Genomic DNA, 26,012 nt, shown 5'->3' on the forward strand with positions numbered 1-26,012 from the left:
GGATTGAGCGAGGCCTGGAGACCCCGTGCACGGGAAGGGGTCCAGGCCGCCTGGCCGGGCAGCAGCGGCACATCGCGCTGCCCTACAGGAGGCAGGCGCGACATGGCATCATCACGCCCTTGCCATGCCCCGTGACCGCCATGCGTACCCTCCTGCTTTCCTTTGTGCTGTTGATTGCCTCTCTGCTGCCGGTACATGCCAAGGCGCCGCAGGTACAGGATGGCGACCTGCTGTTCGTCACGGCGGCAACTACGGGGTTGAGCGGGGCCATCAACGACGCTACCGGCAAGCAGGGCGCGGTGAGTTATGACCATGTTGCACTGGTTGCGCACGAATCCGATGGGTACGTGGTGCTGCATGCAGACGAGAAGGGATCGCGGGAGCAGGCGCTGGATGCCTTCCTGGATGAAGCGAGGGCCAGGCACCGACAGGTGGTCATCCATCGCTTGAAGGGCGATCAGCGCAGCGCCATTCCCGATGCCATCGCCCGCGCGCGGACGTTGCTGGGCAAGCCCTACAACGAGACCTACGTGCAGGATGAGGACAGCTACTACTGTTCGGACTTCATCGAACGTGCATTCCGTGCACGGCATGTATTTGCGACCCAGCCGATGAACTTCAAGAACCTGCAGACGGGTGAGATATCGCCTTACTGGGTGGATTTCTACCGCAGCAAGGGCATGGACGTGCCGCAGGGTGCACCGGGAACCAATCCGAATGACATGTCCGCATCGCCGGTGCTGGAGCGTATTGGCGTGGTGGACTGATTCGATGCACGCCGGGTCGTGGATATCCGCCGGGCATGGCCCGGCGCTACGGAATCCTCTCGGCGGCTGGCTGGTTGCGCTTACTGGCGCGCCACGACGGTGAGGCCGCTGTAGCTTCCTGCTACCCAGATGTAATACGTACCTGGTTGAGGTGATGCCACGCGGATACTCTCGGTGTTACCCGCGCGCTGGGACCTTGCGTCGTAATGCCCTGCATCCGGCACCTCGCCGCGGCGCACGTATACCGTGGCATCGCCGAGGCCACCGAAGGTCATCAAGGTCAGTGGTGCACTGCCCGCGACCTCGATGCTGTACAGGATGCCGGCACCATTGGAGCCCTGGTTGGCCAGCGCGACGTTGGCGGCCAGCGGCGTGGTTTCTGGTGCGCATTCGACCGTATCGCTGGGCACGCAGGGCTCCACCAGTGCCTTGGTCACTGCGGCATTGGCATCGACGATGCCGGCACCGATCGGAGTATTGGCCGGAATCGCCACCGGAAACACGCGCGCGGTGTCCTTCAACAGCACCTTGATCTCGGCAGGGCTCAGCGGGTCGCGGTCCTGCGCGACCCGCCCGGCCTGCACCAGCGCGACGGTGCCTGCCACATGCGGGGCCGCCATCGAAGTGCCGGCCAGGCCTGCGTAGAGATATTCGCCCGACGTGGGGGTCGTGGTGCCGCTGTAGCCAGCCTGCAGCACGTAGCCATCCCAGCCACCGTTGCCCGGATCCTGGTCGCCACCGCCGCCGGGGCCTGCAACGTCCACCTGGGTACCGTAGTTGGAGTACCCGGCACGGCCGCCATTGATGCGGTTGGCGCCGACCACCAGCACGTTGTTGCAGTTGGCCGGGGAGAAGTTCCTCACATCGGCGTTGCTGTTTCCGGCCGCGACCACCACCGTGGTGCCGCGCGCGACGGCCCCGTCGATGGCCGCCTGGGTGTCGGTCGAGCAGGCGCCGGAGCCGCCAAGGCTGAGGTTGATGACTTCGGCGGGATGGGTGTTGGCGGGGACACCGGTCACGCTGCCACCGGATGCCCATACGATGGCTTCGGCGATGTCAGAGTCGTAACCGCCGCATTGGCCGAGCACGCGCACCGGCAGGATCTGCGCGTCGTAGGCGACGCCGGCACCACCGATGGCATTGTGGGTGGCCTCGGCCACCGTGCCGGCGGTGTGCGTGCCATGCCAGCTGGATGCAGTGGCGGGGCTGCCGCTGCCGCAGCCGTTGGCCGTGGTCCAGTCGCCCAGGTCCAATGCACCCGGTGCGCGGCTGTCGTCTTCACGCCGGGATACGAAGGCATCGGTGATGAAGTCATAGCCTTCAAGCACGTTGTCGGCGAAGTCCGGATGCCCGGCAAGGATGCCGGTATCCAGGACCGCCACCACGATGCCCTTGCCGGTACTGGTATTCCAGGCGCCGGGCACGTTGATGGCGCCCTTGGAGTCGTGCAGGTGCCACTGGTGGGTGGCATAGAACTCATCGTCGGGCGTGGCGACCGCGGCCGTGCCAAGCGACGGCGCCGGATCCGCGCGGACCAGGTTGCGCACCGGTTGCAGCATGCGGTCGACATCCACCGAGGCCACGGCGGGATCTGCGGCAACTTCCCGCAGCAGCCGGGTGACTTCGGCGGGGGCCAGGCCGCGCGACAACGAGAACAGCTCGGCACCGGTGGCCAGCGTGCGCAGCCGCTGTGCGCTGAGTGGCGCAGGCGTGCCGCGCGCCGTCGACGATGGGGTTGCCAGTCCACTGCGACTTACGGCGGAGCTGAGCACGCGCAGGCGGCCCCCGGCGTCGTCGCCGGGCAACGTGCGGTAACGCACCACCAGCCGGCTCGGGGCCTCGCTGCGTGCAGGTGCGGCGGTAGCCATCGGGCGGATCACCATGCGTGCGGTCGCTGCGTCGCTGGAGGCAACGAGCGTGGCGGTGCTTAGCACCGCGGCCACGGCGGCGGCTATCAAGGTCTTGGTCATGTCAGGATCTCCAAAGAAGGGTGAAGCCGCTGCCCGCCAGTGGGCGGGCAGCGGCGGGGGCAATTACCAGCTGAAGCCGGCGCCTGCCGTGACGCTGGACTCGCCGCCGGAGGTGGCGCCACCGAAGGAGACGCTGGCGCGGTTGCCGATGGCGCGTTGGTAGCCGATCGCCAGGGCGCTTTCACCGCCCTGCGCCCCTACGCCCACGCCGATGCGGTTGACGCCCGACAGGCCGGCGGTGTTCATCGCCATGCCAGCGTAGGCACCACTCATCGCAGCCAGGCGATCGATGCGACGATCCTGTTCGTGGAAGCGACGGTCCACGTTGCGCTGGTAGCCCACCATCTTTTCATCCCACGACGACAGCGAAGCGTCCGTATAGGCTTTTGCGGAGGTGAGGGTCTGTGCGTCACCGGCCTGTACCTGGCCGACATTGGCTGCGTCGGTGGCCTGGGTACCTGCGGCGACGTTGGTCACCTGGCGTGTGTTGCCGGGTCCACCGACCGAGACCGTGTTGGCACGATCGGCGACCGAACCTTGCCCCAGTGCCACGGCATTGTTGGCGCTGACCGAGGCACCTTGCCCCAGTGCGGTACCGGAGGCGGCCGTGACGCTGGCGCCTTCGCCCACGGCCACGGCATTGGTAGCGGCCGCGGCAATGCTGGTATTCGAACCCACCGCGGTGCTGCCATCGGCATGGACCTTGGCGTTGCCGCCGATGGCCGTGTCGTTGGGCCCTGCGGCATAGGCACCGCCGCCGACCGCGACGCCGTTCTGGCCGCCGGTTTCCGCGCCCGAACCGATGGCTACGCCGTTGGTACCATCGGCCACCGTTGCGGGATTATCGTTGCCCACCACCACGCCTGGCCCCTGGCCGTTGCCCACTTTGCCTTCGAGCGCATCGACGCGGGTCTGCAGCGTGCCGAACACAGCATCCAATGCATCGAATGCGCCTGCCACGGTCGTGTAGCTGCTGCCACGGATACGGAAGCTGGTACCGCTGATCTGGCCAGACTCCAGCAGCTCGCTGCCGCCGCCCAGCACCTTGGCCAGCGATTCCTGCGCAGCGAACAACTGGCCACCGGTGATGGCTTCGTTGCTTTCCACTGTCACCCGACCGTTGGCCAGGTTGGCCAGCACCGTACCGTCACGCCCCCCGAAGGTCACATGCTGGCGATTGCTGTCATCGTAGGTGACTGCATTGCCCAGCACTTGGCCGATGCCGGTTTCTACCTCGCGCAGCTGGGCCAGGTTGACCGCATCGGTATCCTCGGTACCGGCGGCGACGTTGGTCAGCTGGCGGTCCAGGGCCTCGTGGCTGAGGCCGTTGTGGTCCGTCCACGCCTTGGCGGCGCCGATGGAGACCGTATTGTCCCGGTCGGACAACGACCCGCTGCCCAGCGCGACGCTGTTGTCACCCAGGTTGAGCGCTCCATACCCCAGCGCCAGTCCGCCGGTGCCGAAGGCCTGGGAATTGTTGCCGATGGCGATGGCGTAATCCGCGTCCTCGGGCCAGTTGACGGCCGTCGCGGCCGGGCCACAGATCCAGCACTCCCCCGGATCGCCCGGGTCCACCGGATCGGACGGTCGCTGCCCGCCAGTCTTGGCGAACTGGCCGATGGCGATGCTGCCCACGCCGTCGGCGATGGCCAGCAATCCACTGGCAATGGAACCTTCACGATTGGCATAGCTGCCATTGCCGAGCGCAATGGCGTGGTCGCCGGTGGCAAAGCTGTTGGCGCCCAGCGCGGTTGCATAGGCGCCGTTGGCGCGCGCATTGCTGCCGATGCCCGTGGCGCCATCGCCGATGGCAGCGGCGGTGCCGCCCACGGCGGTTGCAATATAGCCCTGCGCATCGGCTCCGACGCCCAGTGCATGGGCCTGCTCGCCGATGGCGGTGGAGTTGTAGCCGAAGGCAGTGGCCCATAGGCCGTCGGCATAGGTAAAGCCGCCAATGGCCATCGATGCGGGCGACAGCGCTTGTGCTTCCAGACCAATGGCAATGCTCTGGTCGCCTTCGGCATAGCTGCTGGAGCCAATGGCGATGGTGTTGTAGTTGACCGCTGCGGCGTTGCTGCCCAGTGCCAGGGCATGGTCAGCAGTGACCAAGGCATTGTGGCCCAGCGCCAGGGCGCCATCGGCATAGGCCACGGCGCCGGCACCGAAGGCCGATGCACCGCTGCCCACCGCCGCCGCCGCTTCGCCGGCAGCGGTTGCTTCCTCACCACTGGCATAGGCGCCGGTGCTTTCCGCGTCCTCTGCGCGACCGGTGCCGGCAAAGAAACGCGATGAACCGGTTACTTCCTGCAGCTGCGCCAGGTTCACCGCATCGTTGGCTTCGGTGCCGGCGGCCACGTTGGTGATCTGCCGGGTGATGCCGTAGTCCACGTCGCCCACCGACACTACGTCATCGCGGCCGGCATAGGAGCCCTGGCCGATGGCTACGCTGCGTACGCCTTCGGCGAAGGCGTTGTTGCCGATGGCCACGGACTGGTCGCTCAGCGCGATGGCTTCCAGCCCGACGGCGATGGAACGTGCGCCCAGCGAAAGCGATGCGGCGCCCAATGCCAGCGACTCATCGCCCCATGCACTGGACTGCGTGCCGATGGAAACGGCATTGGTGCCGCTGCCCTGGGCGGCGACGCCGATTGATACGGCCTGGATGCCGGAGTTGGCCGACACGCCCAGCGACACGCCGTAATCGTTGAACGCGACGGCGCCGGAGCCGATCGCGATGGCATGGTCGCCGGTTGCTGACGTCGGTGCGGTGACATCCACGATCACATCGCCATCCGGGGTGGTGAGGATCAGCTTGGTCGGGAAGGACCCACCAATGGCAACGCTGTTGTTGCCGAGGGCTTCGGCGAAATCACCCACCGCTACCGCGCGGTCCGATGCCTGTGATGCAAACCCCACTGCAGTGCCGCTCACGCCAAGGACCCGGGCATTGGTGCCCAGCGCGGTGCTGAAGGCACCTGTGGCCTGGCTGCCAGCGCCAAATGCCGAGGCATAGGCCCCGTTCGCCGCAGCGGTCACCAACAGCGGATCGCCATTTTCGTCCAGCAGCGGGGCAAGCGGAGTGAGCGAGCGCACGTTGAACTGCTCTGCCTGCCCGCCGACGGCGGTGCTGCTGGCACCGGAGGCCGAGGCGCCGTAACCGGCAGCCACCCCGTAGGCGCCACCGGCCCGTGCATTCTCGCCCAGTACGGTGCCGTGGCCGCCATCGGCCAGCGGTGCCACCAGGGCATCCAGGGGCCTGGCGGTACTGGCATCCTCTTCGTCCTGCGGCGCGGGGTCCTGCAGCCCGGCGGTGTCGACGCCTGCATCTTCTGGACCTGTGGGTGTTGTTGGTGCAGTGGTTGCGGTTGCCTGCGACCAGGCGGGTGCGGCGCACAGCGAAAGCGCGGCCAGGATGGCCAGCGCCATCGGCCGCAGTGGTCGATCAGGGGAGCGCGTGGGGGAGTGGCACAAGGAGCGGGACAGGGAGGGGCGGGTCATCGCAATCATCCGGTAGGAAGGACGGGGTCAGCCGGACATGGCACGGTCACCAGAGGATCGCGTGCGATTCCGGTCGGGCAGTAGCAGATACAGAAAGCCCCGGGTCATGCCGCCATCCCCTGCGGGCTTCGACGCGGTGCAAAAACGACACTAGACTTCAGTCGTGTGGCTTGTCACGCTCACTTTTTCGTGAGTCCTCACCACTTCTCACCGATTTGCCTGACGAGGCGCTACCCGTCCATGCTCAAGCGTCTTTCACAGTGGTTCCAACGTGTGCCGATCATCGATCCCGTCGAGCGACGCAATGCCGTTGCCATGCAGGCACTGCTGCTGTTCCTGGGCATTACCGTGCCGTTGAACTGGTGGCTGCACGCGTCGCTGGGCATGGTGAGTACCGGCACCCTCTGGGTGATGGTGGTGGACAACGCCGCGGCGCTGTTTGGCTTCGTGCTCATCGCCCTGATCCGTCGCGGATCGTTCCGTTTGTCTGTGGTGCTTTTCAGCGTTTCGATGCTGGCGACCATGAGCATGGCGACCTGGCATTTCGGGTTGCTGCGCGACCAGACCTCGCAGATGCTGTGCCTGGTGGTGAGCGGTTTGTTCCTGGGCCGGCGCGCGCTGTGGACGGTATTCACGCTGCTGCTGCTGATTTCCTGCGCCGGTGGCATCAACGAGATCAACGGTGGCACTGCACGGCTGGGCGGCGGGGTGCAGATCATTTCGTTGATCGTGTCGTTCGCCATGAGCTACATGGTGGTGGCCGTGGTGATCGATCTGTGCATCACTGCGCTGCGCCGCAGCCTGGCCGAATCGGAGTTGCGCGGGCAACGACTGCAGGAAGAAATGGCCGAGCGCGAGCGCACGCAGGCGCAGCTCGTGCAATCGCAGAAGCTGGAGGCCACCGGTCGCCTGGCAAGTGGCGTGGCGCATGACTTCGACAACATCCTCAACCTGATGACCGGCTTCGCCTCCGAACGCCATCGGCTGGACGATCCGGATTACAGCAGTGCGGAGAACGCGCGAGCGCTGGCATTCGCGTTGGAAGGCGTGGATGCCGCGGCGCGGCGCGGCATGTCGCTGACGCGCCGGTTGCTCAGTTTTGCGCGACCCGACGTGTCACGGCCCGAGCGCTTCGACGCCGGGGTCGCGGTGACTGAACTGATGCCGATGCTGCGGCAGAGTTTCGGCCCACAGGTGCGCCTGAAACTGGACTGCGCCAACGTGCCCATGCCGGTATACCTGGACCGCGACCAGTTCGACCTGATGCTGCTCAACATCGCCTCCAACGCGCGTGATGCGATGCCGGAGGGAGGTGTTTTCGAAGTGGCCGCATCGCCTGCCGCCGACGGCGCGTCGGTGGACCTGTGTCTGCGCGACAGCGGCGTCGGCATGAACGCGCACGTGCTTTCGCAGGCCTTCGAGCCCTTCTTCAGCACCAAGCCGGCAGGGCAGGGTACCGGGCTGGGCCTGGCGGTGATCCATGGCCTGATGCGCACCGCGAACGGGGTCATCGATATCCAGAGCGCGCCCGGACAGGGCACCACGCTGCACCTGCGCCTGCCGCTGCAGGACCCCGATGCGCAGGGTCTGGAAGCCAGGTCAACCGAAGGAAGTAAGCACGTAGCCTTCGCCGTGGACGGCAGCCAGCGGTAGCGGCATGCCACAGCCCTGTTCGACCTTGCGGCGGAGCCGATAGACCAGCGTCTCCAGCCGATGTGGATCGAAGTCGTGGACGTTGCTTGAAAGCGAGGCCATCAGCTCCTCGCGTCCCACGGCCTCGCCGCCCGCAGTGACCAGGCGGGCCATCAGGCGGCGCTCGGCCTTGGTCAAGGCGACGTTGCCGCCGGATGGCGCGACCAGGTTCCAGCCCTGCGCGTCCAGGTGCCAGGCAGCTGGCGCGGACTGCCATTTCCCGCGCAGGCGCCTTGCCAGGCTGTGCAACGTGGCGGCCAGAAGCTCGATTTCCACCGGTTTGGACAGGTAGGCGTCGGCCCCTTGGCTGAGGCCGCGCACGCGATCAGGCGTTTCGCTGCGTGCGGTCAGCAGCACGATACCCAGCTCGGGATGGCGCGAGCGCAGCTGCCGGGTGACTTCATAGCCATCGATGTCCGGTAGCCCCACATCCAGCACGATGATGTCAGGCAGGCCTGCCTGGAGGGAGGCGAACAGTCCGGCGGCCGTCTCCATGCCCACCGCCTTGAACCCGTAATCAGCCAGGCGCGGGAGCAGGACACGCTCGCGAAGCATAAGGTCGTCTTCCAGCACGACGATGTTGAGTAGCGCTTCGGCAGGGGACATTGCGGTGCTGTCGCTTGCTTCTGGAAACCGGATGGTAACCATGATGTAACACGGCAAGGCAACGGGGTCCACGGCAGGGCTGCGTGGAGGCGTGCCATCGCTCAGGCCTGCGGGTCCGGATTGGCCAGCATGGCCCGCCGAGCCAGGAAGACTTCAGGCGCCTGCGGCTTGATGTACAGCGCCGTCAACTCGGGATACTCGCGCTTGACTGCTTCTTCGATACGGGTGATGCAGGCTTCGATCCTGGGCGTGGTGCAATCGTCTTCGAACTCGGCGCTGAGCATGGCCAGCACCTGGTTGGGGCCCATCTGCATGGTGGTCACGCCGTTGGCATTGCGCAGGTCGGCATCGGTATTGGCCACGGCCAGGATCCGTCGTGCCACGTGTGGGTGCGCTGACTCACCCACCAGCAGGCCCTTGGTTTCCCGCGCCAGCAGGAACGCGGTCAATGCCAGCACGGCGGCGATGCACAGCGAAGCGACGCCGTCGAGCACCGGCATGTCCAGCAGTTGCGCCGCCGCCAGTCCAGCAATGGCGAAGCCCAGGCCCAGCAGCGCGGCGCTGTCCTCCAGCAGCACGGTGAAGGTGGAGGGGTCCTTGCTGCGGCGGAAGGCCTCGAAGTAGCCCAGCGGCCCCTTGGTGGCCCGGAATTCGCGCAGCGCGATCCACCAGGACGTGCCCTCGAACAGGATGGAGACGCCCAGCACCCCGTAGCTCAGCAGATGGTTGGTGGCCGGTTCGGGATGGCGGATGTGCTGGATGCCCTCGTAAGCCGACACGCCGGCGCCTGCGGCAAACACCAGCAGCGCCACGATGAAACTCCAGAAGTACAGCTCGCGCCCATAGCCGAACGGGTGGGTGATGTCGGGCTTGCGGTCGGCGCGATGCAGCCCATACAGCAGCAGGACTTCATTGAGCGTGTCCACCAGCGAATGCACGCCTTCGCTGAGCATCGCCGAGCTGCCTGAAAGCCAGGCCGCGAAGAACTTGGCCACCGCGATGCACAGGTTGCCGACCAGAGCGGCATAGACGACGAGACGGGAGCCGGACGGCTTGGCCATGGCGTGGGCTGGCAGGGTGGGGAGGCCCATCATCGGCAGGTGGCTGTCTTGGCTGCGTGCACGGCGCAGCAGGCAGGCCACCGGCGCGCATCGGTGCCGCAATGGCCGGGCACGTCCCGGCCATTGCGATCGCGCCTTACCGGCTGAAGCGGCGCTGGCCGCGTGCCACGGCCATCCGGTGGCTTCCGGCCACGGCCGTGCTGCGCTGCTTGATCCCTTGCAGGAACACCCATTCGCCGGTGACCTGGTCGGGACGCACGTCGATCATCATGTAGCCGCGCTGGCTGGTGTCGGCCCAGTCCAGTTCCGGATTGGTCTCGATGAAGGCGCGCGCGACTTGTTTCGGATCGACCCCCATGCTCTTCTCGATGCCATGCGAGGTCACGCTGTGCCCGGCGAATTCCACGCCGGCAGGTGTTCCGTCCTCCAACAGCGAGTAGGCCCAGGCGTTGTGGCTGTCGCCAGACAGCATCACCAGCTCCGCATCGGCCTGCTGTGCAGAGCGCAACAGGCGCGCACGCGCGGCCGGATAGCCGTCCCAGCGATCCATCCACATCGGCACGCCCTGGCGCGACCCGCGGACATCGCGGCGGAACTTGTCCAGTACCTTCGCTCCGGCCTGCGGAGACACCCAGTCCAGGGTCTGTTCCGGCATCAGGGTGCGTCCCAGGATCGTTCCCATGCCGACCAGCTGCCATGCGCCCTGGCGTCCGTTGCGGGCGAATTCGGCGGCCAGCCATTGCTCCTGTACCGAACCCAGCATGGTTGCCCCCGGGTCCTGCCATGCGCCATCGCGAAAGGCGCGCAACGCGGCATCCGGGTCGCTGGCGGCGTGGGCTGCCTGCAGCGCAGGGTAGGCTGGGCGGGTGCGTGCCAGCAGGCGTGATTCGGTGCGGTAGAGCGTGGCCAGTTCGCCGATGGCATAGGCCTTCCAGGGTTCCTCGGATACCGGCATCCACTCGCGATAGGCCTGCATCGCCGCCGCACGGCGCGGGCCCCAGTCGCCCTCGCTGGCGGGCTGGTGATTCTGCGCTCCGCCCTCCCAGCTGTCGTTGGCGCTTTCATGGTCGTCCCACAGCGCCACCATCGGGGCCATCTGGTGCAGGCGCTGCAGGTCCGGGTCGGCCCGGTAACAGGCCAGCCGCAGGCGGTAATCGGCCAGCGATACCATCTCGTGGTCATGCGCGGGCATCGCCTCGCGCCCTGCAATGCGATCGTCTGCGGGATAGGAGGCGATGCCGTATTCGTAGACGTAGTCGCCGACATGCAGCCACAGGTCCAGGTCCTCGCGCGCAGCGGCATGGGCGTACGCATTGAACCAACCCATGGGCAGGTTGGAACAGGAAAACACCGCCAGGCCGAAGCGCGGCACCGGTCCGGCCGGCAGCGTGCGCGTGCGTCCGGTCGGCGAAGGCGTGCCATCGGGCGCAATGAAGCGATACCAGTAGGTGGTGCCCGGCTGCAGGCCATCCACGCTGAGCTTGGCCGTCCAGTCGCGCCATGCGCCGGTGTGCACGCTGCCGCCGGCGACCACGCGCGCGAAGTCACTGTCCAGCGCGACTTCCGCGCGCAGCAGCACCTCGTCGGTGCCCACGGCCGGCACGTAACGTGTCCACAGCAGCATGGCGTCGGCGGCGGGTTCGCCGCTGGCGACGTTGTGGCTGAAACCCCGCGCCGACAGCAGGTCGGCAGCAAGGCTTCGTCCGCCGGGCAACAACAGCGCGCCCAGTCCCAGGGTGCCGCCCACGATGAGCCGGCGGCGTTCGATGTCGATGGTCATGGCGTCATCCCTTCTCAGAAGCGGCCCTTGATGCCGAAGCTCCACATCGAGCCATACTTGTCGTACATGCGTACGCGGCTGCGGATGTTGGAGTACACGATGTCCGGCGCGTCGAAGATGTTGCGGCCGGCGATCTGCAGGTCGAAGTTCTCCGACAGCTTGTAGCTCAGGCTGACGTTCCACATCTCGCGCGAGGCCCGGTACAGGATGCCGTTGTCGGGCGTGGTGGTGGTGTTGGACAGCGCACTGATGCGGTAGCTGTCCTGGTAGTTGCCGTTGACCTGCAGGTCGAAGCGGCCGTACTTGTAGCCCAGGCCCCAGTTGGCTACCTGTTCCGGCAGGTTCACCCGCGGTCCGTCCGGATTGATGCGCGTGAACGAGCCGCGCAGGCTCAGGCCCTTCAGCGCGCCCGGCAGGAACGTCAACTGCTGGCTGTATTCCAGGATCAGCCCATCGTTGGTGCTGGTGCCCGGTATGTTGCCGGCGCTGACGAACTGGTAGCCGGGATACTCGTCAGGGCCGAAGCCCACGTCTTCCGGATTGACGGTGAAGCCGGTGGCCTGCATGTCCTCGATGTCGAGGCGGTAGTACGACGCGCCGACCACGCCGGCAGGCGCCAGGTAGTACTGCAGGCCGGCGAAGTACTTCACCGAGTGTTCGGGCTTGAGTTCGGAGTTGGGCACGGTGACGATGCCACTGTCCTCGTTGATGCTGACCACGCCGCCGAGGTTGCCGTAGTCCGGTCGCAGGATGGACTGGCTGAAGGCGAGTTGGCCGACCAGTCGTTCGCTGAAGTCGTACTTCATGCCACCGCTGAGGAAAAAGTCATCGTAGCGGCCCTTGCGCGTGGCATAGGTCGGCCTGCCATCCACGCAGTGGTACTGGTAACAGAGCCCTTCGACGGTGCTGGTGGAGTAGCCGGCAGCGGTGACCTCGCTGGCAGGTCGGATCACCGCGGTGCGCGCTTCGGTCTCGGTCCGTTCCATGCGCAGGCCCAGGTCGAAGCGGGCATTGCCCCAGCGTGTCTGGCCTTCGATGTAGGCGGCGTTGACGGTTTCCTCGATGCGCTTGTTGTTGTCGAACACGCGCTTGAGGTTGCCCACCGTGTCGGCCACGAACCAGTCCGGGTGTGCCTTGTACAGTTCGTACATGGCGTAGTTGTCGTCGGCACGCCAGCCCAGCGAATTGATGTTGCCGGAGTCCAGGTTGAGGAAGCCGAACTGGTAATCCTCGGTCCACGGAATCACGGCGGCGGGGTCGCGCTGGCTGAGGTCGCCGTTGGGGCCAACGTACTGGTACTGCTGGTAATGGCTTTCGTCGGTCTCCCACTCGTTGCGGCGGGTGCCGAGGCCGGCCATCAGGGTGAACGGTTGCTGGCCGATTTCCAGTTCCTTCTTCAGGTCCGCGTTGAAACCGTACTGGCGGTTCTTGGCGTTGGACTGGTTGTTGCGCACGTTGTTGCCGATGTCGTCATCCAGGTTGAAGTTGGCCGGGTTACCCCAGTCGCGGCCGGCGGTCTGCTTCAGGTACCACGCGGTGGAATCTTCCGAGGCGCGGTCGGCGGTGAAGCCGATGCGGGTCAGCCAACTGTCGGTGCGCTGGAAGAAACCCTCGTCGCTGTCGCGGAAGTTGAACTCCGAACTGGACCAGGTGCCGCGCAGGGTGACGTCCATCGATTCGCCCTTGAACTCCAGCTTCGGCGCCAGGGTCAGGGTCGGCGTGCCGGCGTAGCGGTGCGAGTACTCGGTGCGCAGGCGCGGGCCGCTGCCGCCGGTGAGCGTGCCGGGGTTGACCTCCAGGTGGGTGGGGGTGGAGTCCGGGGTGGCCCAGGACGTGGTGGGCGTGCCCAGGTAGAGATAGGTGTACTGGTTGAAGTACTCCACGTCGTACATCGAATAGGCGCTGCGCAGCGACAGCGTCCAGTCATCGGTGATGCGGAAGTCGGTGCTGAGGTTGACGGCGGTCCGGCTGGTCATCTTCGGGCCCGGCCGCCACATCAGCCGGTAAGGCAGCACGCGGCCATCTGGGTAGTAGGCCCAGTCGGTCTGGATGCGCTCCTGCTGCACGTAGTTGGCGTTGTAGCTGGCGTTGAGGGCCACGCCGAAGCGGCCATCCAGGAACACGTCGCCGTAGCCGAACTGGCCGGAAGGGTAGACGGTGGAATGCTTGCGGTCATCCGGGAGGTAGCGGCGCGAGAAGAAGGTCGAATCGGAGGTGGCCACGCCGCCGAGCTGGAACACGATGTCGCGCTGGGTACGGTCGAAGGCGTACTTGCTGCGCAGGTTGATGTTGCCCGCCGGCGCGTCGGCATCCATGCTGGCGGTGAGCGTGTTGTTGAGCTCGATCGCCTCGATGCCGGTCACCGACATCTGCTCGAACGAGTTCTGCCGGCCGGAGTTGTTGTTCGACGTGGCCGTGGCCATGCGCGCGCCGTCCAGGGTGAATGTCGCGTACTTCGGATCCAGGCCGCCGATGCGTACCGCGGTGGCGTCCACTTCGGTGTAGTCCAGCGACAGGCCCGGCATCGACTTCATGAACTCGCCCACGTCGCCCATGGTCAGTGCGCCGTAGGTGTCGGCCGGCACGACATTCTTGGCGTTCATCGCCGCACGGCGTTCCATGATGGCAATGGCGTCCAGGCCTACCTGCTCGGCGGTGACCTGCATCGTGTCCAGGGTGGTGGCATCGGTGGACGCGCTGCCTGGCGAGGTGGCCGCCAGTGCGAAATCGACGGTGGTGGCCTGGCCCGGGGTCACCGTGGTTTCGATCCGGGCTTCCTGCATGCCGGCGTAGCGTGCGACCAGCACCACCCGGCCGGCCGGCACGCCGGCCAGGCGGAACGCGCCGCCATCTTCGGACCAGGTGGACAGGCGGCTGCCCTCGATGCGGATCTCCGCATTGCGCACGTAATCACCGGTCGCGGTATTGAGCACGCGGCCGCGCACGAAGCCGGCCTGCTGCGCTTGCGCGCTTGCATCAACCTGCTGTGCATGGAGCTGTGATGGGAGGGACAGCGCGATGACCACGGCGCAGGCAAGCGCCGAACGGATGGGGTGGTTCATGGTGGTTTCCGGTGACGGTGGAGATGGAGTGGTGGGAACGGGGCGCGATACGGGATGGCGGCGCTCAGGGCACGGGTTCGCCAACCGCGGCGAACGGGGCGTCGGCAGCGCCGGTCCAGCGCACCAGGTCCACGCGTGCTGAGTGCAGGTTGCCGCGGCGCAGGTTGGTGGCCAGGTAGAACAGGCCATCGCCCAGTGGCTGCAGGCCGACGTCGGCTTTCTGGTGCCAGCCGCGGATGCCGCTGGCCGGGTCCTGCAGCCCGATGTCGGCCAGGGGAAGCAGCAGGCCTTGCTCCCAGCCCGGCTGGTCGCGTGCCTGCACGCCGACCAGATCGCCACGCCGCGGTTGCGCATGCGCCTCCACGGCAAACAGCGTGTAGTTGGGGAAGGTCGGCTTGCGGCCCTTGTAGGTGCCCAGCAGCCAACGCTGGCCGTGCGTGTCGTAGGCGAGGTTCTGCACGCCGTAGGTGGTGTTGCCGGTACGCACGAAGTACTTGCCATGCGGCGCGCCGGCGGCACTGTGGTGCAGCGCTGTTTCGTCCAGCGGGCGGGCCAGCGAGGCCCATTGGCCGATGTCGTACTGCAGCAGCACCTGGTGGTCGTTGTCGCTGCGGTCGTTGTTGGCGTAGATGCCGTAGGCCACGGTCAGCAGCCGCGGGCCGTCAGTGCGGCCGAAGGCTGGACCGAAGGCAACCCCGTCGATGCCGGAACTGCCATAGCGATGGTCGGCGCTGTGCGCGCCGGGAGTGGCCTGCCCATCGCCGTCCAGGTCGGCGGAGAAGTCCTGCCCGACCTCCGGCAGCAGCACGGTGGACAGCACGCCGGGTGCGGAGGCATCCATGCCGACGCGGTCCATGCGGGTGGTGTCGACCACCGCGATGTAGAACGCCTGGGCATCGCCATATTCCAGCGAGCCATACAGGCGACCATCGTCCGGATTGAAATCCAGGTCGCCGAAGTGCCCGTGCCAGCCGTCCAGCGTGGCCAGCAGGCGGCCATCGAAATCGTACTTGGCCAACAGCCGCGTGAACGAGTAGTACACGTGTCCGCGTTGGCGATCCACGGCGATGCCCTGCACGTGGCCCGCATTCCAGGGGCCAGCCTCCATGCGGATGGGCAGTTCCGGCGGGGCGATGGCCGTGGCGTTGCCGGTCGCGGCCAACGGCGGCACGGCGTTGGAAGAGCCGATGGCATTGCCGGTGGCGAGCACCAGGCAATACAGGGCAATCAGTCGGACGTGGAGCGGTCGCATGGGGTCTGGCGCCTGCGCAGGTGGTGTCTGCTATCAGGACGCGCGCGTACACGGGTTCCGTCACGCCGGAGTGATTAAATTTTTGTTACATGCCTTTGTCGCGCGGGGTAATGAGCAGTACGTCACCGTGCCGCTCCACTTGAGCACCTGCCAGCAACGCGGCGGCCTGGGCGAACTGCTCCGGGTCGTTGGCGCGGAACAGGCCGACGATGCGTGTTTTGCCCAGTTGCGTGTCGCGGACCTCGATCTGCACCTGGTTGACACGGTTGAAGCGAGAGATGGCAGCGTGCAGCGGTTCGTTGTCGAAGGCGATCTGCGCCACATCCGGATCCGGCAGCGACGGCGCGCCCGATGAGGTGCCCGGCGCGAGGGTAAGGCTGCCACCTGCGCGCAACAGCACGGCCTGGTCGCGTTCATTACCCGACCAGACCAGCACGCTGCCTTCGCTCACTTCCACGGCGGCGCCGCGTTCGCCGACGCGACGGACCGAGTACACCGTCCCGGTGGCCTGTGCGAAAACCTGGCCCGAGGCGACCACGAACGGGCGTGATGCATCCTTGGCCACCTTGAAGGTGGCATGGCCCTTGAGCAGGGTGACGCGGCGCTGCCGGCCATCGATGTCCACGCGCACGTCGCTGTCGGCGGCCAGGGTCAGTACTGAACCATCCCGCAGTTCCAGCGTGCGTGCTGCAGCGGCGATGCCTGCGGGCGCGCGCGGTGCATCGCGGAGCAGCATGGCCGCAAGCCCTGCCGCCAGCGCCATGCAGGCCACCCATGCCAGTGGACGCGGCAGCCGGCGGCGGCGAGGTCGCGCGTGTTGCGCGCCGTAGTCGCTGTCGTTGCCGGATACCACCGTGCTGGAGCCCCGGTGTACGGCGTCTTCCAGGGCCAGCAGGGCCGCCTGCGCGCGCAGGTAGGCACCTCGGTTTCGTCGATCCAGGGCCAGCCAGGCGTCCAGCGCTGCCCGGTCGGCATCGCTCATCCGCCCGAACGCGGCCTGCGCCGCCCAGTGTGCAGCCTGTTCGTCCCTTTGATTGTTGCTGTGGTCGGAGTCCAACCCGGTTCACCCTTGCGTTGTGTTGGCGCGGCCTGTTCTTCGATCGCCTTCAGCAGGCTGCGCAGGCCGCGCACGATATGGTTTTCGACCACGTTCTCGGTGACGCCGAGCCGATGGGCGGTTTCGGCCTGCGACAAACCATGGATGCGCCGCAACTCGATCACCTGCCGTCCGGTCCATGAAAGCCGGGACAGCAGCTCATCCAACTGCAGCAGCGCTTGTCCTGCTTCCGCGACCCGATCCGGCTGGGCGCCCTCATCCATGACGTCTTCCCAGTCGATTTCCGTCAGGTTCCGCACGTTCACCACCTTGGCCGCACGCGTCATGTCGATGGCCACGGCGCGGGCGGTAGCGAAGAAGTAGGCCCGTCCATTCTGGATGTGCGCTACTGAATCCAGCTCGCTGAGGCGGCAATAGGCTTCCTGCAGGACATCGTCCACATCCAGCGTACGGCCCCAGCGGCGTGCCAGCCAGTTGCGGACGATGCCCTCGTGCGGAAGGATCGCGCGCGCCACCCAGGCGGCGATGTCCAGTGGTGTCGTGTCCGTGGCCCGTGGCGATGGCTTGGAAGGGGGCGGCACGTGGCGTCCTCGGCTGCGCGGGTCAAAAGACGTCAGGCTGCCCCATGGATGCTACGGGACGGTTACGCGAGGCGGACCCTCTACGCCGATATGCGTCACGTATGGAATGGTTCGTTGCGCTGGTGAAGTGGTAGATGCCTGATACCTCGTCGGGATCGCTCTATCTAGCATGGGGCGCTGTTTGCCAGGACGGGGGTCCCCTAGTGTTGACGAGATTGCTGGGCGCTGCCCTGGACGGCGAGAAGGCGGATGAGCTGCGCACGCGGGCCGAGTACGATGCCTGCCTGAAATGGTCCGGCGATATCAAGGCGGGATTGCGGGCGAAAGCAAAGAGCGCGTTGGCCCGTGACTATCCCGATGCCCGGACGCTGATCAATGCGGAGTCGATTTATTACATGTCGCTTTCGCTGGGCAAGGAGCGGCTTGTCTACGGCATGATCGGCGATGCCCTGGTCCCGGCGATCCGCTTCGTCCCGGACGTGGCACAGGATGTGGCGGCCAAGCGGAAAAAGGCGATCGCCGAGTTCCACGATGCCCAGGTCGCCAATGCGGGGAAGTACTTCCTTCCGCCTCGCGTGCAGCCGGGCCAGGGACGGGCCGAGCAGATCAGCCATTCGCTGGAGGAAGATGGCCATGTCGTGCTTTTCGATGTGTCCTGCAGTGACCTGTTGGGGCTTTCGCTGGCTATCGATGGCGACATCATCGTTGCGGGCAGCTGCTGGGATGTCCAGCCGGTCGGATTCTTTTCCGGCGCCCTGCTCGGCCTGGTCAGTGCGATGAAAGGCAGCGGCAAGTCCGCTTCGACCATCGCCATTGCGGTGCACGTCCTGGAGGGGGAGAAGCGGGTGGTGCTGAACTACTATCTTGCATTCGACCCGCGCCAGGATTTCAGTGCGCCGCACGGTTTTGCGCAGCTCCAGCAGATGTTCTTTCCCTTGATTGATTTCCTGGACGGGATCGAGCAGTTCGTCTACCAGATGCCTCGCCGCCTGCGCAGGATGTCCGATGCCAGGCTGAGGGCGCACATGCAGGACTTCCGTGCAGCGGTGGGGCTGCCGCCCTGAGCCTCCCCGGCTGCTCGTGTCAGCCCAGCAGCTCGAACGTGGCGTGCAATCCCTCGGCTTCGGCCGAGGGCGCTACCCACAGGTCGAACGTGCCCGGTTCCACCGTGGCGGCAAGCGCGCTGCCGAAGAACAGCAGGTCCTGGCGGCGCAGGGTGAACTCCACATCGGTGCTGTCGCCTGGAGCCACCGCGACCTTGCGGAAATCCTTCAGTTCGCGGACCGGTCGGGTGATGCTGGCGACGCGGTCACGGATGTAAAGCTGCACGACTTCTTCTGCTGCATGCGTGCCGCGGTTGTGGATGCGCGCACGGACCGTCAATACGCCGGTGGCATCGAGGCGGGCATTGCCGATGTCCAGTCCGTCGTAGTCGATGCGGCCATAGGTGAGGCCATGTCCGAACGGATACAGCGAAGCGTTGGGGATGTCCCGGTAATGCGTCGTGTAGGCGCGCAGCTCCGCGGGCTGTGGATCGGGCCGGCCGGTGGGCTTGTGTGCGTAGTACCAGGGCACCTGGCCTGGTGCCCGCGGGAAGCTGACCGGCAGGCGCCCGGACGGGCTTGCCTGCCCGAACAGCAGGTCCGCCAGCGCCGGGCCGGACTGTGAACCCAGGAACCAGGTCACCAGGATCGCTGTTGCATCGCGTACCGTCCCCTGCAGTGCCAACGCGCGCCCGTTGCTGAGCAATACCACCCGCGGGGTTCCGGTGGCAGCCACCGCATCGGACAGGCGTTGCTGTGCGGCGGGAATGACGATGTCCGTGCGCGACTGGGCTTCGCCGGAAAAACTGCGCGGTTCGCCGATCGCCAGGACCACCACGTCGGCCGCGCTGGCGGCCTGCACCGCCTCTTCGATGCCGCCGGGAAGGTCGCTGTCGAAGCCGCTGCCGTCGACTACCTGCAGTGCGTCCGGGTCGCCCATCGCCGCACGCATGGCGCTGGCCAGGTCGCTGCCGCTGTCGTCGCCGCCGAACAGCGTCCACGGACCATGGATGTTGGCCGTGTCGCGCGCCATCGGGCCGATCAGCGCGATGCGTCGCCCCTGCCGTGCCAGGGGGAGCAGGGCATTGTCATTCTTCAACATCACCACCGACCGACGCGCTGCGTCACGTGCCAGTTGCAGCGTTTCCGGAAGCCGTTGGCGGGCCTGTGCGCGCCTGGGCCGGATGCGCTGGTAGGGGGCATCGAACAGGCCCAGCGCGGCCTTGAAACGCAGCACCCTGCGGACCGATTCATCCAGCCTGGCCATCGGCACGTCACCACTGGCGACCAAGCTTGGCAGCCAACGCAGGTACAGCCCGCTCTGCATGCTGATGTCCACGCCGGCCAGGAAGGCCTTGCGCGTGGCATCACGCTCATCGCTGGCGAAGCCATGGGCGATCAGTTCGCGGTCGCCGGTGTAATCACTGACGACCAATCCCTGGTACTTCCATTGCCCGCGCAGCACGTCGTCGAACAGCCAGGCGTTGCCGGTGGCGGGGATGCCGGACAGCTCGTTGAATGCTGCCATGGTGGTCACCGCGCCGGCGTCGAAGGCGGACTGGAACGGCGGGAAGTAGACCTCGCGAAGCGTGCGTTCGGAGACGTCGACCGTGTTGTAATCCAGGCCTGCTTCGGCGGCACCGTATGCAGCGAAGTGCTTGGGGCAGGCGGCCAGTGCGTCGGGGTGCGAAAGCCCTTCGCCCTGGAAGCCCTGCACGCGTGCTTCGGCCATGCGCCGGCCGAGCAGCACGTCCTCGCCAGCGCCTTCGACGGCGCGTCCCCAACGCGCATCGCGCGCCACATCGACCATGGGCGCAAAGGTCCAATCGATGCCGACGGCGCTGGCCTCGCGTGCGGCGGCGCGCGCCGTACGGCGTGCCAGCGCCGGCTCGAAGCTGGCCGACTCCGCCAGCGGAACCGGAAATACGGTGCTGAAGCCATGGATGACGTCCGCAGCGAACAGCAGCGGAATCTTCAGCCGGCTCTGCATGGCGGCGTCCTGCAGTTGCCGGTGCCAGCGGACATCGGAGCCGTTGAATACGCCCGTCAGCTGGCCAGCGCGTGCCGCCTCCAGTTGCAGGGCGACCGCTGGCTGGCGCATGCCGGGGTTGGCGGCGATGGCGGCCGCGCTGGCAGCAACCGAGCCGAGCAGGGTGAGCTGGCCCGCTTTCTCCTCCACTGTCATGCGCCCGATCAACTGGTCGATGAAGGCTGGCGTTGATGCGTCGCTGCGCGGCAGCGCCCAGCCGGAAGGGACCTGGGACAACAGGGCCAGGGAGCCGCTACCGAGCAGCAGGTTGCGACGGGTGCTGAGGAAGGGCAATGCAGTGGCCTCCGCGTGGGACGTGACAGGTGCTGCATGGAAGAGGCTAGCACAGGCGGTTGGTGCCCCTGGCGGACAACCCAGGGACGAATCCTGCGTCAGTAGCTGCCGAGGCGGATCTGCACGCTGCCGTCGACGCTGTTGATGACGCCGATTTCCTTTGGCCCGATTTCAATCACGGCCGGCCCCCGGCCGCGCCCGCCGTCGCGGGAAATCCGTTGCGACAATCGGGCGCGGATCCGGGGCATGGCAATCACCAGTAGGTTGCGTACAGGGCCACGAGGATGGCCAGCACGGCCAGCGACGCTACGTTGAAGGACGGCGCGGTGGCATAGCCGACGTCGTCGGTGCGGATGCGGTCGCGGGCACCACTGGCGGTAGTCACCAGCGCCACGCCGACCCCCAGCACCAATGCCAGCAGGAATACCAGGCCGATGCGATCCATGAAGGGCAGCTCTGGCCACGCCAGCTTCAGCACCAGCGACAGCACGAATGAACCGATCGCCGCCGACAGGGCGCCGGCTTCGTTGGCGCGCTTCCAGAACAGGCCGAGCAGGAAGATGACCACGATGCCCGGGGTAAAGAAGCCGGTGAATTCCTGGATGTACTGGAAGCCCTGGTCGAAGCCTCCCAGCAGCGGGCGCGCGGTCAGCACGGCGATCACGATGGAGATCGCCGCGGCGATCCGGCCCACCCGCACCAGCTTGGCCTGCGATGCCTCCGGCGCGCGTTTTGCGTAGAAGTCCAGGGTGAAGATGGTCGCCACCGAGTTGATCTTGGAGGCCAGCGACGCGACGATGGCCGCCACCAGCGCAGCGAATACCAGGCCCAGGACACCGCTGGGCAGCAGCCGCAGCATGGTCGGGTAAGCCTCGTCCGGGCGATCCAGCTGCGGTGCCAGCACCACCGCCGCGATGCCGGGCAGGACCACGATGACCGGGATCAACAGCTTCAGGAACGCTGCGAATACCACGCCCTTCTGTGCTTCGCGCAGGTTCTTTGCCGCCAGCGCGCGCTGGATGATGTACTGGTTGAATCCCCAGTAGCTGAGGTTGGCGATCCACATGCCGCCCAGCAGCACCGACAGACCCGGCAGGTCCTTGTAGAACGGGTTGTCCCTGTCCAGGATCATCTCGAACTTTTCCGGATGCTGCTGCCACAGCGTGGTGAAGCCGTCGACCACGCTGCCCTGGCCGATCTGGCCCAGCGTGATCGCCGTGACCATCAGTCCGCCCAGCACCAGCAGCGAGACCTGCACGATGTCGGTCAGCGCCACCGCCTTCAGTCCGCCGTACAGCTGGTAGGCCAGTGCGAACGCACCGAGCAGCATCAACGCCAGGTTCTGGTCCATGCCGGTGACTTGGGCCACGGCGATCGAGCCCAGCCACAGGATGGAGGTCAGGTTGACGAATACGTACAGGCCCAGCCAGAACACCGCCATCAGCGTGCGGATGCGGTTGCCGTAACGCTCTTCCAGGAACTGCGGCATCGTGTTGATGCCGTTGCGCAGAAAGATCGGCAGGAACCATTTGCCGACGATCAGCAGGGTGAGTGCGGCCATCCATTCGTAGGAGGCGATGGCCAGGCCGATGGCATAGCCCGAGCCGGACATGCCGATGATCTGTTCGGCCGAGATGTTGGCTGCGATCAGCGAGGCGCCGATGGCCCACCAGGGCAGGGCACGACCGGCCAGGAAGTAGTCTTCTGCCGATTTCTGGTGGCCGGCCTTCTCGCGCGATACCCATTGGGCGAGGATGAAGATGCCGGCCAGGTAGGCCAGCACGATGCTGATGTCGAGGGTGGAAAGGCTCATGGATTCTCCGCAGGGTGGTGCGCGGTGTCAGCGAGGCGGCAAGGCATCGGGGTTGCCGGCAAACCGGGGTTCGGGGAGCCCGGCGACGCCGGGCACGAAGGCGAACAGGTCGCCGGCATGGGGATCGTGCGTGCGCGTGGCGGCGTCCATGCCGTCGTGCGCGCTGGTGACGAACAGCGTGGTCAATCCGGGGCCCCCGAACGCCGGGCGGGTCGGCTGCGTGGTCGGGGTGGACAGGTGGATATCCTCACGGCCGTCGGGCAGGTAGCGCACTACGCGTGTGGCTCCCCAGCGTGCGTTCCAGACTCCCCCTTCAGCATCCACGGCGCTGCCATCGGGCTCTCCGTCTTCGCCGCGCAGGTCGGCAAAGGGCATTGCGGGGCCGAGCGTGTTGCCGTAGTCGCAGCGCTGCAGCACCTTCTGCTGTGAATCGCAGAAATACATCGTGCTGCCGTCAGGGCTGAAGGCGATGCCGTTGGCGATGGCGGCGGGAGGCAGGGGCAGCGTCTCCAGCGAGAGATCCGCATGCAGCCGGTGGAACCGGCCCACGGCCTGCTTCGGTCCCTGTGCCGGCTCGTGCAGCATGCCGAACACGAAGCGGCCCTGGCGGTCGCAGGCGCCATCGTTGGCGCGGGTGCCGGCCGAGGTGTCGATGCGATGCAGCTCACGCAGTTCGTTGCGCCCCGGATGGAAGAACGCCAGCCGCGATGCCAGCGCCAGCAGCAGCCAGCCTTCGGCTTCGCACAGGGCGATGGCGGCCAGGCGTTCGGGCATCGGCCAGCGCCGGGTCGTTCCCTCCGCAGGGTGGTGGCGCCACAACTGCGCGGCAGCGATGTCGGTCCAGTACAGCGCCTGCTCGCGCACGCACCACAACACGCCTTCGCCCAGTTGGTTGCCGGCGGGCACGGCGAGGGTCGCGCGCGCGCTCACACCCAGCCACCATCAATGATGAATTCCTGGCCGGTGCACATGCGGCTGTCGTCGGCGGCGAGGAACAACGCGGCGCGGGCCAGGTCGTCGGCCTGCAGGTAGCCGGGCAGGCATTGGGCGCGCCGCAGTTCCGCTTCGCCTTCCGCATCCAGCCACAGCCGCTTCTGCTTCTCGGTAATGACCCAGCCGGGCACCAGCGCGTTGATGCGGATGTGGTCGCGGCCCAGCTCGCGTGCCAGCCCGTTGACCAGGCCGTGCACAGCGGACTTGGCCATGGCGTACATCGGGTAGCCGCTGTTCTTGATCATCCAGCCGGTGGAGCCCAGGCAGATCACCGATCCGCCACCGAGCGTGCGCATGTCTGCGGCCACCGCCTGGATGGCGAAGTACTGGTGGCGCAGGTTCACCGCCATGTTGCGTTCGAAATCCGCCGCGGTGGTGTCGGCGAATGCATGGCGGTGGTCGCTGGCAGCATTGTTGACCAGCACCGAGAACGGGCCGACCTGCGCGCGTGCTTCGGCGATGGCGGTACGCAGCGCATCCAGGTCGGTCACGTCGCAATGCAGGTAGACGGGCCGGTGGTCGACCGGGCCGAGGCCATCCAGCAACACCTGCGCGCCCGCATCATCGATGTCCAGGAAGGCAACGCGCGCGCCCTGCTGGGCGAAATGCTCGACGAAACCGGCACCGATGCCGGTGGCGCCACCGGAAACCAGCACCGTGCGCCCGGAGAGGCTGGGATAGCGCGCCATGCCGGCGTGCGGGGAAGACGTGTGATCGGTCATCGCGCTCACCATTCGGCCACGCTGCCATCGGCATGCCGCCAGATCGGGTTGCGCCAGCGATGGCCTTCGGCCGCGCGCTCGTCCACGTAGGCCTGGTTGATCTCGATGCCCAGTCCTGGTCCGTCCGGGATCGCCACGTAGCCGTCCTTGTAGTCGAACGGTGCGCGATCGACCAGGTAATCAAGCAGGTCGTTGGTGGCGTTGTAGTGGATGCCCAGGCTCTGCTCCTGGATGAAGGCGTTGTAGCAGACTGCATCCAGCTGCAGGTTGGCAGCCAGTGCGATCGGGCCAAGCGGGCAATGCAGCGCCAGCGCGACGTCGTAGGCCTCGGCCATCGCGGCGATCTTCCGGGTTTCGGTGATGCCGCCCGAGTGGGAGGGGTCGGGCTGGATGATGTCCACGCCGCCGGTCTGCAGCACGCGCTTGAAATCGAAGCGCGAGTACAGGCGTTCGCCGAGCGCGATCGGTGCGGGCGACAGCGCCGCCAGCTCCGGAATGGCTTCCAGGTGCTCGGACAGCACCGGTTCTTCGATGAACATCAGCCCGAATGGTTCAAGTTCGCGCATCAGTACCTTGGCCATCGGTTTGTGCACGCGGCCATGGAAGTCCACCGCCAGGCCGATTTCACGGCCCACCGCGTCGCGCACCGCCTGTACGTTCTCCAGTACGTGGGTGACCTTGGTATGCGAATCGACGAACTGCACTTCCTCGGTGGCATTCATCTTGACCGCGGTGAAGCCGCGCGCCACCGCTTCCTTCGCCGCACGCGCGGTATCGGCCGGGCGATCGCCACCGATCCAGGAGTACACCCGGATCCGGTCGCGTACCGGCCCGCCCAGCAGCGCATGCACCGGTACCCCGAGGGCCTTGCCATGGATGTCCCACAGCGCCTGGTCGATGCCGGCCAGTGCGCTCATCAGGATGGGGCCGCCACGGTAGAAGCCGCCGCGGTACAGCACGTTCCAGTGGTCCTCGATGTGGCGCGGATCCTTGCCGATGAGGTAATCGGACAGCTCCTCCACGGCGGCGGCCACGGTGTGCGCGCGACCCTCCACGATGGGCTCGCCCCAGCCACTGATGCCCGCATCCGTATCGATGCGGACGAACAGCCAGCGTGGTGGAACGAGGAAGGTGGTGATTGCGGTGATCTTCATGCGTGGGGGTCCGTGTTCGTGTCGTTCCATGCGTCGACGAAGGCGCGCGCACGTCGCGCGACCTCATCTGCAGATGTGCCGGGTGCATAGAGTGCCGAGCCGATGCCGAAACCGGCTGCGCCAACCTCACGGTAGGCGGCCATGCGCTCCGGCGTGATGCCACCCACCGGAAGCACCCCGGTGCCCTTCGGCAGCACGCTGAGCCACGCCTTCAGCACCGGCGGTGGCAACTGCTCGGCGGGAAACAGCTTCAGCGCGTCGGCACCGGCGCGCAGGGCGGCAAACGCTTCGGTAAGGGTTGCCACGCCCGGTGTACAGCGCAGGCCCATGGCGTGTGCCGTGGCGATCACCTCGGTGTCGGCATGCGGCATCACGATCAGGCGTCCGCCTGCGTCGGCTACTTCCTGCACCGCGCGCGGGGTGAGCACCGTCCCGGCACCGACCAGGCAGCGGTCGCCCAGTGCCTTGGCCAGCAGGGCGATGCTTTCCAGCGGCCGTGGCGAGTTGAGCGGCACTTCCAGGATGCGGAAGCCGGCGTCGAACAAGGCCGCGCCGATCGCGGGCGCTTCCTGCGGGGTAAGCCCGCGCAGGATCGCAACCAGGGGGAGGGGCTGCATCCAGGCGGTACTCATGCGGAT

19 protein-coding genes are annotated in these 26,012 nt (G+C 66.7%); 3 read left to right on the forward strand and 16 right to left on the reverse strand.

All coding sequences use genetic code 11. The features are described 5' to 3' along the window. The first annotated feature begins 140 nt into the window (after positions 1 to 140). Complete coding sequence (locus H4O11_RS00305; RefSeq protein WP_182337434.1) at positions 141 to 767, forward strand: YiiX/YebB-like N1pC/P60 family cysteine hydrolase; 627 nt, start codon at positions 141 to 143, stop codon at positions 765 to 767. Positions 768 to 847: 80 nt separating this feature from the next. Here H4O11_RS00305 and H4O11_RS00310 read toward each other — a convergent pair whose 3' ends face one another. Both H4O11_RS00310 and H4O11_RS00315 read right to left on the reverse strand, forming a co-directional pair. Next, positions 848 to 2,737 carry a S8 family peptidase gene (locus tag H4O11_RS00310; RefSeq protein WP_182337435.1) on the reverse strand — a complete coding sequence of 630 codons (1,890 nt, stop codon included), beginning with the start codon at positions 2,735 to 2,737 and terminating at the stop codon, positions 848 to 850. 63 nt (positions 2,738 to 2,800) lie between these two features. Beyond that, positions 2,801 to 6,235, reverse strand: a complete 3,435-nt coding sequence (locus tag H4O11_RS00315) for a YadA-like family protein (RefSeq protein ID WP_182337436.1) — start codon at positions 6,233 to 6,235, stop codon at positions 2,801 to 2,803. 240 nt (positions 6,236 to 6,475) lie between these two features. Between H4O11_RS00315 and H4O11_RS00320 the strand changes: the two genes are divergently transcribed. Next, positions 6,476 to 7,888, forward strand: coding sequence for a sensor histidine kinase (locus H4O11_RS00320; protein WP_182337437.1), 1,413 nt, complete (start codon positions 6,476 to 6,478; stop codon positions 7,886 to 7,888). Here the strand turns inward: H4O11_RS00320 and H4O11_RS00325 are convergent. The 7 genes from H4O11_RS00325 to H4O11_RS00355 form a co-directional block, all read right to left on the reverse strand. After that, the gene (locus tag H4O11_RS00325) at positions 7,835 to 8,533 is read right to left on the reverse strand and encodes a response regulator transcription factor (RefSeq protein ID WP_182337438.1); all 699 of its coding nucleotides are present in this window, start codon (positions 8,531 to 8,533) and stop codon (positions 7,835 to 7,837) included. The two genes, H4O11_RS00320 and H4O11_RS00325, sit on opposite strands and share 54 nt — an antisense overlap. Before the next feature lie 101 nt (positions 8,534 to 8,634). Then, the gene (locus H4O11_RS00330; protein WP_182338364.1) at positions 8,635 to 9,594 is read right to left on the reverse strand and encodes a cation diffusion facilitator family transporter; all 960 of its coding nucleotides are present in this window, start codon (positions 9,592 to 9,594) and stop codon (positions 8,635 to 8,637) included. Positions 9,595 to 9,730: 136 nt separating this feature from the next. Next, positions 9,731 to 11,374, reverse strand: a complete 1,644-nt coding sequence (locus H4O11_RS00335; protein WP_182337439.1) for an alkaline phosphatase D family protein — start codon at positions 11,372 to 11,374, stop codon at positions 9,731 to 9,733. Between the two features lie 14 nt (positions 11,375 to 11,388). After that, on the reverse strand, positions 11,389 to 14,436 hold the full coding sequence (locus H4O11_RS00340) for a TonB-dependent receptor (protein ID WP_182337440.1): 3,048 nt from the start codon (positions 14,434 to 14,436) through the stop codon (positions 11,389 to 11,391). Between the two features lie 64 nt (positions 14,437 to 14,500). Beyond that, complete coding sequence (locus H4O11_RS00345) at positions 14,501 to 15,688, reverse strand: hypothetical protein (RefSeq protein WP_246333199.1); 1,188 nt, start codon at positions 15,686 to 15,688, stop codon at positions 14,501 to 14,503. A gap of 85 nt (positions 15,689 to 15,773) precedes the next feature. Continuing rightward, positions 15,774 to 16,670 (reverse strand): FecR family protein, encoded by an 897-nt coding sequence (locus tag H4O11_RS00350; RefSeq protein WP_182337441.1) that lies wholly within the window; start codon positions 16,668 to 16,670, stop codon positions 15,774 to 15,776. Continuing rightward, positions 16,667 to 17,260 (reverse strand): sigma-70 family RNA polymerase sigma factor, encoded by a 594-nt coding sequence (locus H4O11_RS00355; protein WP_182337442.1) that lies wholly within the window; start codon positions 17,258 to 17,260, stop codon positions 16,667 to 16,669. Before H4O11_RS00355 ends, H4O11_RS00350 begins: the two co-directional genes overlap by 4 nt. Before the next feature lie 200 nt (positions 17,261 to 17,460). Between H4O11_RS00355 and H4O11_RS00360 the strand changes: the two genes are divergently transcribed. Next, entirely contained in the window at positions 17,461 to 18,390 is a 930-nt protein-coding gene (locus H4O11_RS00360; protein WP_182337443.1) for a hypothetical protein, read from the forward strand. A gap of 19 nt (positions 18,391 to 18,409) precedes the next feature. Here H4O11_RS00360 and H4O11_RS00365 read toward each other — a convergent pair whose 3' ends face one another. From H4O11_RS00365 to H4O11_RS00395, 7 genes are all read right to left on the reverse strand, one after another. Beyond that, on the reverse strand, positions 18,410 to 20,692 hold the full coding sequence (locus tag H4O11_RS00365) for a glycoside hydrolase family 3 N-terminal domain-containing protein (RefSeq protein ID WP_182337444.1): 2,283 nt from the start codon (positions 20,690 to 20,692) through the stop codon (positions 18,410 to 18,412). A gap of 98 nt (positions 20,693 to 20,790) precedes the next feature. Next, positions 20,791 to 20,940: a hypothetical protein gene (locus tag H4O11_RS00370; RefSeq protein WP_182337445.1), complete on the reverse strand. Its 150-nt coding sequence runs from the start codon at positions 20,938 to 20,940 to the stop codon at positions 20,791 to 20,793. A gap of 5 nt (positions 20,941 to 20,945) precedes the next feature. After that, entirely contained in the window at positions 20,946 to 22,505 is a 1,560-nt protein-coding gene (locus tag H4O11_RS00375; RefSeq protein WP_182337446.1) for a sodium/sugar symporter, read from the reverse strand. A gap of 27 nt (positions 22,506 to 22,532) precedes the next feature. Then, positions 22,533 to 23,435, reverse strand: coding sequence for an SMP-30/gluconolactonase/LRE family protein (locus H4O11_RS00380; RefSeq protein ID WP_182337447.1), 903 nt, complete (start codon positions 23,433 to 23,435; stop codon positions 22,533 to 22,535). Next, positions 23,432 to 24,220, reverse strand: coding sequence for an SDR family NAD(P)-dependent oxidoreductase (locus H4O11_RS00385; protein ID WP_182337448.1), 789 nt, complete (start codon positions 24,218 to 24,220; stop codon positions 23,432 to 23,434). The genes H4O11_RS00380 and H4O11_RS00385 overlap by 4 nt, the downstream gene beginning before the upstream one ends. Before the next feature lie 5 nt (positions 24,221 to 24,225). Then, positions 24,226 to 25,374, reverse strand: a complete 1,149-nt coding sequence (gene dgoD, locus H4O11_RS00390) for a galactonate dehydratase (RefSeq protein ID WP_182337449.1) — start codon at positions 25,372 to 25,374, stop codon at positions 24,226 to 24,228. Then, positions 25,371 to 26,006, reverse strand: coding sequence for a 2-dehydro-3-deoxy-6-phosphogalactonate aldolase (locus H4O11_RS00395; protein ID WP_182337450.1), 636 nt, complete (start codon positions 26,004 to 26,006; stop codon positions 25,371 to 25,373). Before H4O11_RS00395 ends, dgoD begins: the two co-directional genes overlap by 4 nt. Positions 26,007 to 26,012 lie beyond the last annotated feature (6 nt).

Source organism: Stenotrophomonas tumulicola (assembly GCF_014117215.1).
GTDB classification, from domain to species: Bacteria; Pseudomonadota; Gammaproteobacteria; order Xanthomonadales; family Xanthomonadaceae; genus Stenotrophomonas; species Stenotrophomonas tumulicola.

Bases quoted from the DNA above. Each gene is read 5' to 3' on its own strand.
- H4O11_RS00305 (WP_182337434.1), top strand. From the start codon at position 141: ATGCGTACCCTCCTGCTTTCCTTTGTGCTGTTGATTGCCTCTCTGCTG.
- H4O11_RS00310 (WP_182337435.1), bottom strand. From the start codon at position 2,737: ATGACCAAGACCTTGATAGCCGCCGCCGTGGCCGCGGTGCTAAGCACC.
- H4O11_RS00315 (WP_182337436.1), bottom strand. From the start codon at position 6,235: ATGACCCGCCCCTCCCTGTCCCGCTCCTTGTGCCACTCCCCCACGCGC.
- H4O11_RS00320 (WP_182337437.1), top strand. From the start codon at position 6,476: ATGCTCAAGCGTCTTTCACAGTGGTTCCAACGTGTGCCGATCATCGAT.
- H4O11_RS00325 (WP_182337438.1), bottom strand. From the start codon at position 8,533: ATGTCCCCTGCCGAAGCGCTACTCAACATCGTCGTGCTGGAAGACGAC.
- H4O11_RS00330 (WP_182338364.1), bottom strand. From the start codon at position 9,594: ATGGCCAAGCCGTCCGGCTCCCGTCTCGTCGTCTATGCCGCTCTGGTC.
- H4O11_RS00335 (WP_182337439.1), bottom strand. From the start codon at position 11,374: ATGACCATCGACATCGAACGCCGCCGGCTCATCGTGGGCGGCACCCTG.
- H4O11_RS00340 (WP_182337440.1), bottom strand. From the start codon at position 14,436: ATGAACCACCCCATCCGTTCGGCGCTTGCCTGCGCCGTGGTCATCGCG.
- H4O11_RS00345 (WP_246333199.1), bottom strand. From the start codon at position 15,688: ATGCGACCGCTCCACGTCCGACTGATTGCCCTGTATTGCCTGGTGCTC.
- H4O11_RS00350 (WP_182337441.1), bottom strand. From the start codon at position 16,670: ATGAGCGATGCCGACCGGGCAGCGCTGGACGCCTGGCTGGCCCTGGAT.
- H4O11_RS00360 (WP_182337443.1), top strand. From the start codon at position 17,461: ATGCCTGATACCTCGTCGGGATCGCTCTATCTAGCATGGGGCGCTGTT.
- H4O11_RS00370 (WP_182337445.1), bottom strand. From the start codon at position 20,940: ATGCCCCGGATCCGCGCCCGATTGTCGCAACGGATTTCCCGCGACGGC.
- H4O11_RS00375 (WP_182337446.1), bottom strand. From the start codon at position 22,505: ATGAGCCTTTCCACCCTCGACATCAGCATCGTGCTGGCCTACCTGGCC.
- H4O11_RS00385 (WP_182337448.1), bottom strand. From the start codon at position 24,220: ATGACCGATCACACGTCTTCCCCGCACGCCGGCATGGCGCGCTATCCC.
- dgoD (WP_182337449.1), bottom strand. From the start codon at position 25,374: ATGAAGATCACCGCAATCACCACCTTCCTCGTTCCACCACGCTGGCTG.
- H4O11_RS00395 (WP_182337450.1), bottom strand. From the start codon at position 26,006: ATGAGTACCGCCTGGATGCAGCCCCTCCCCCTGGTTGCGATCCTGCGC.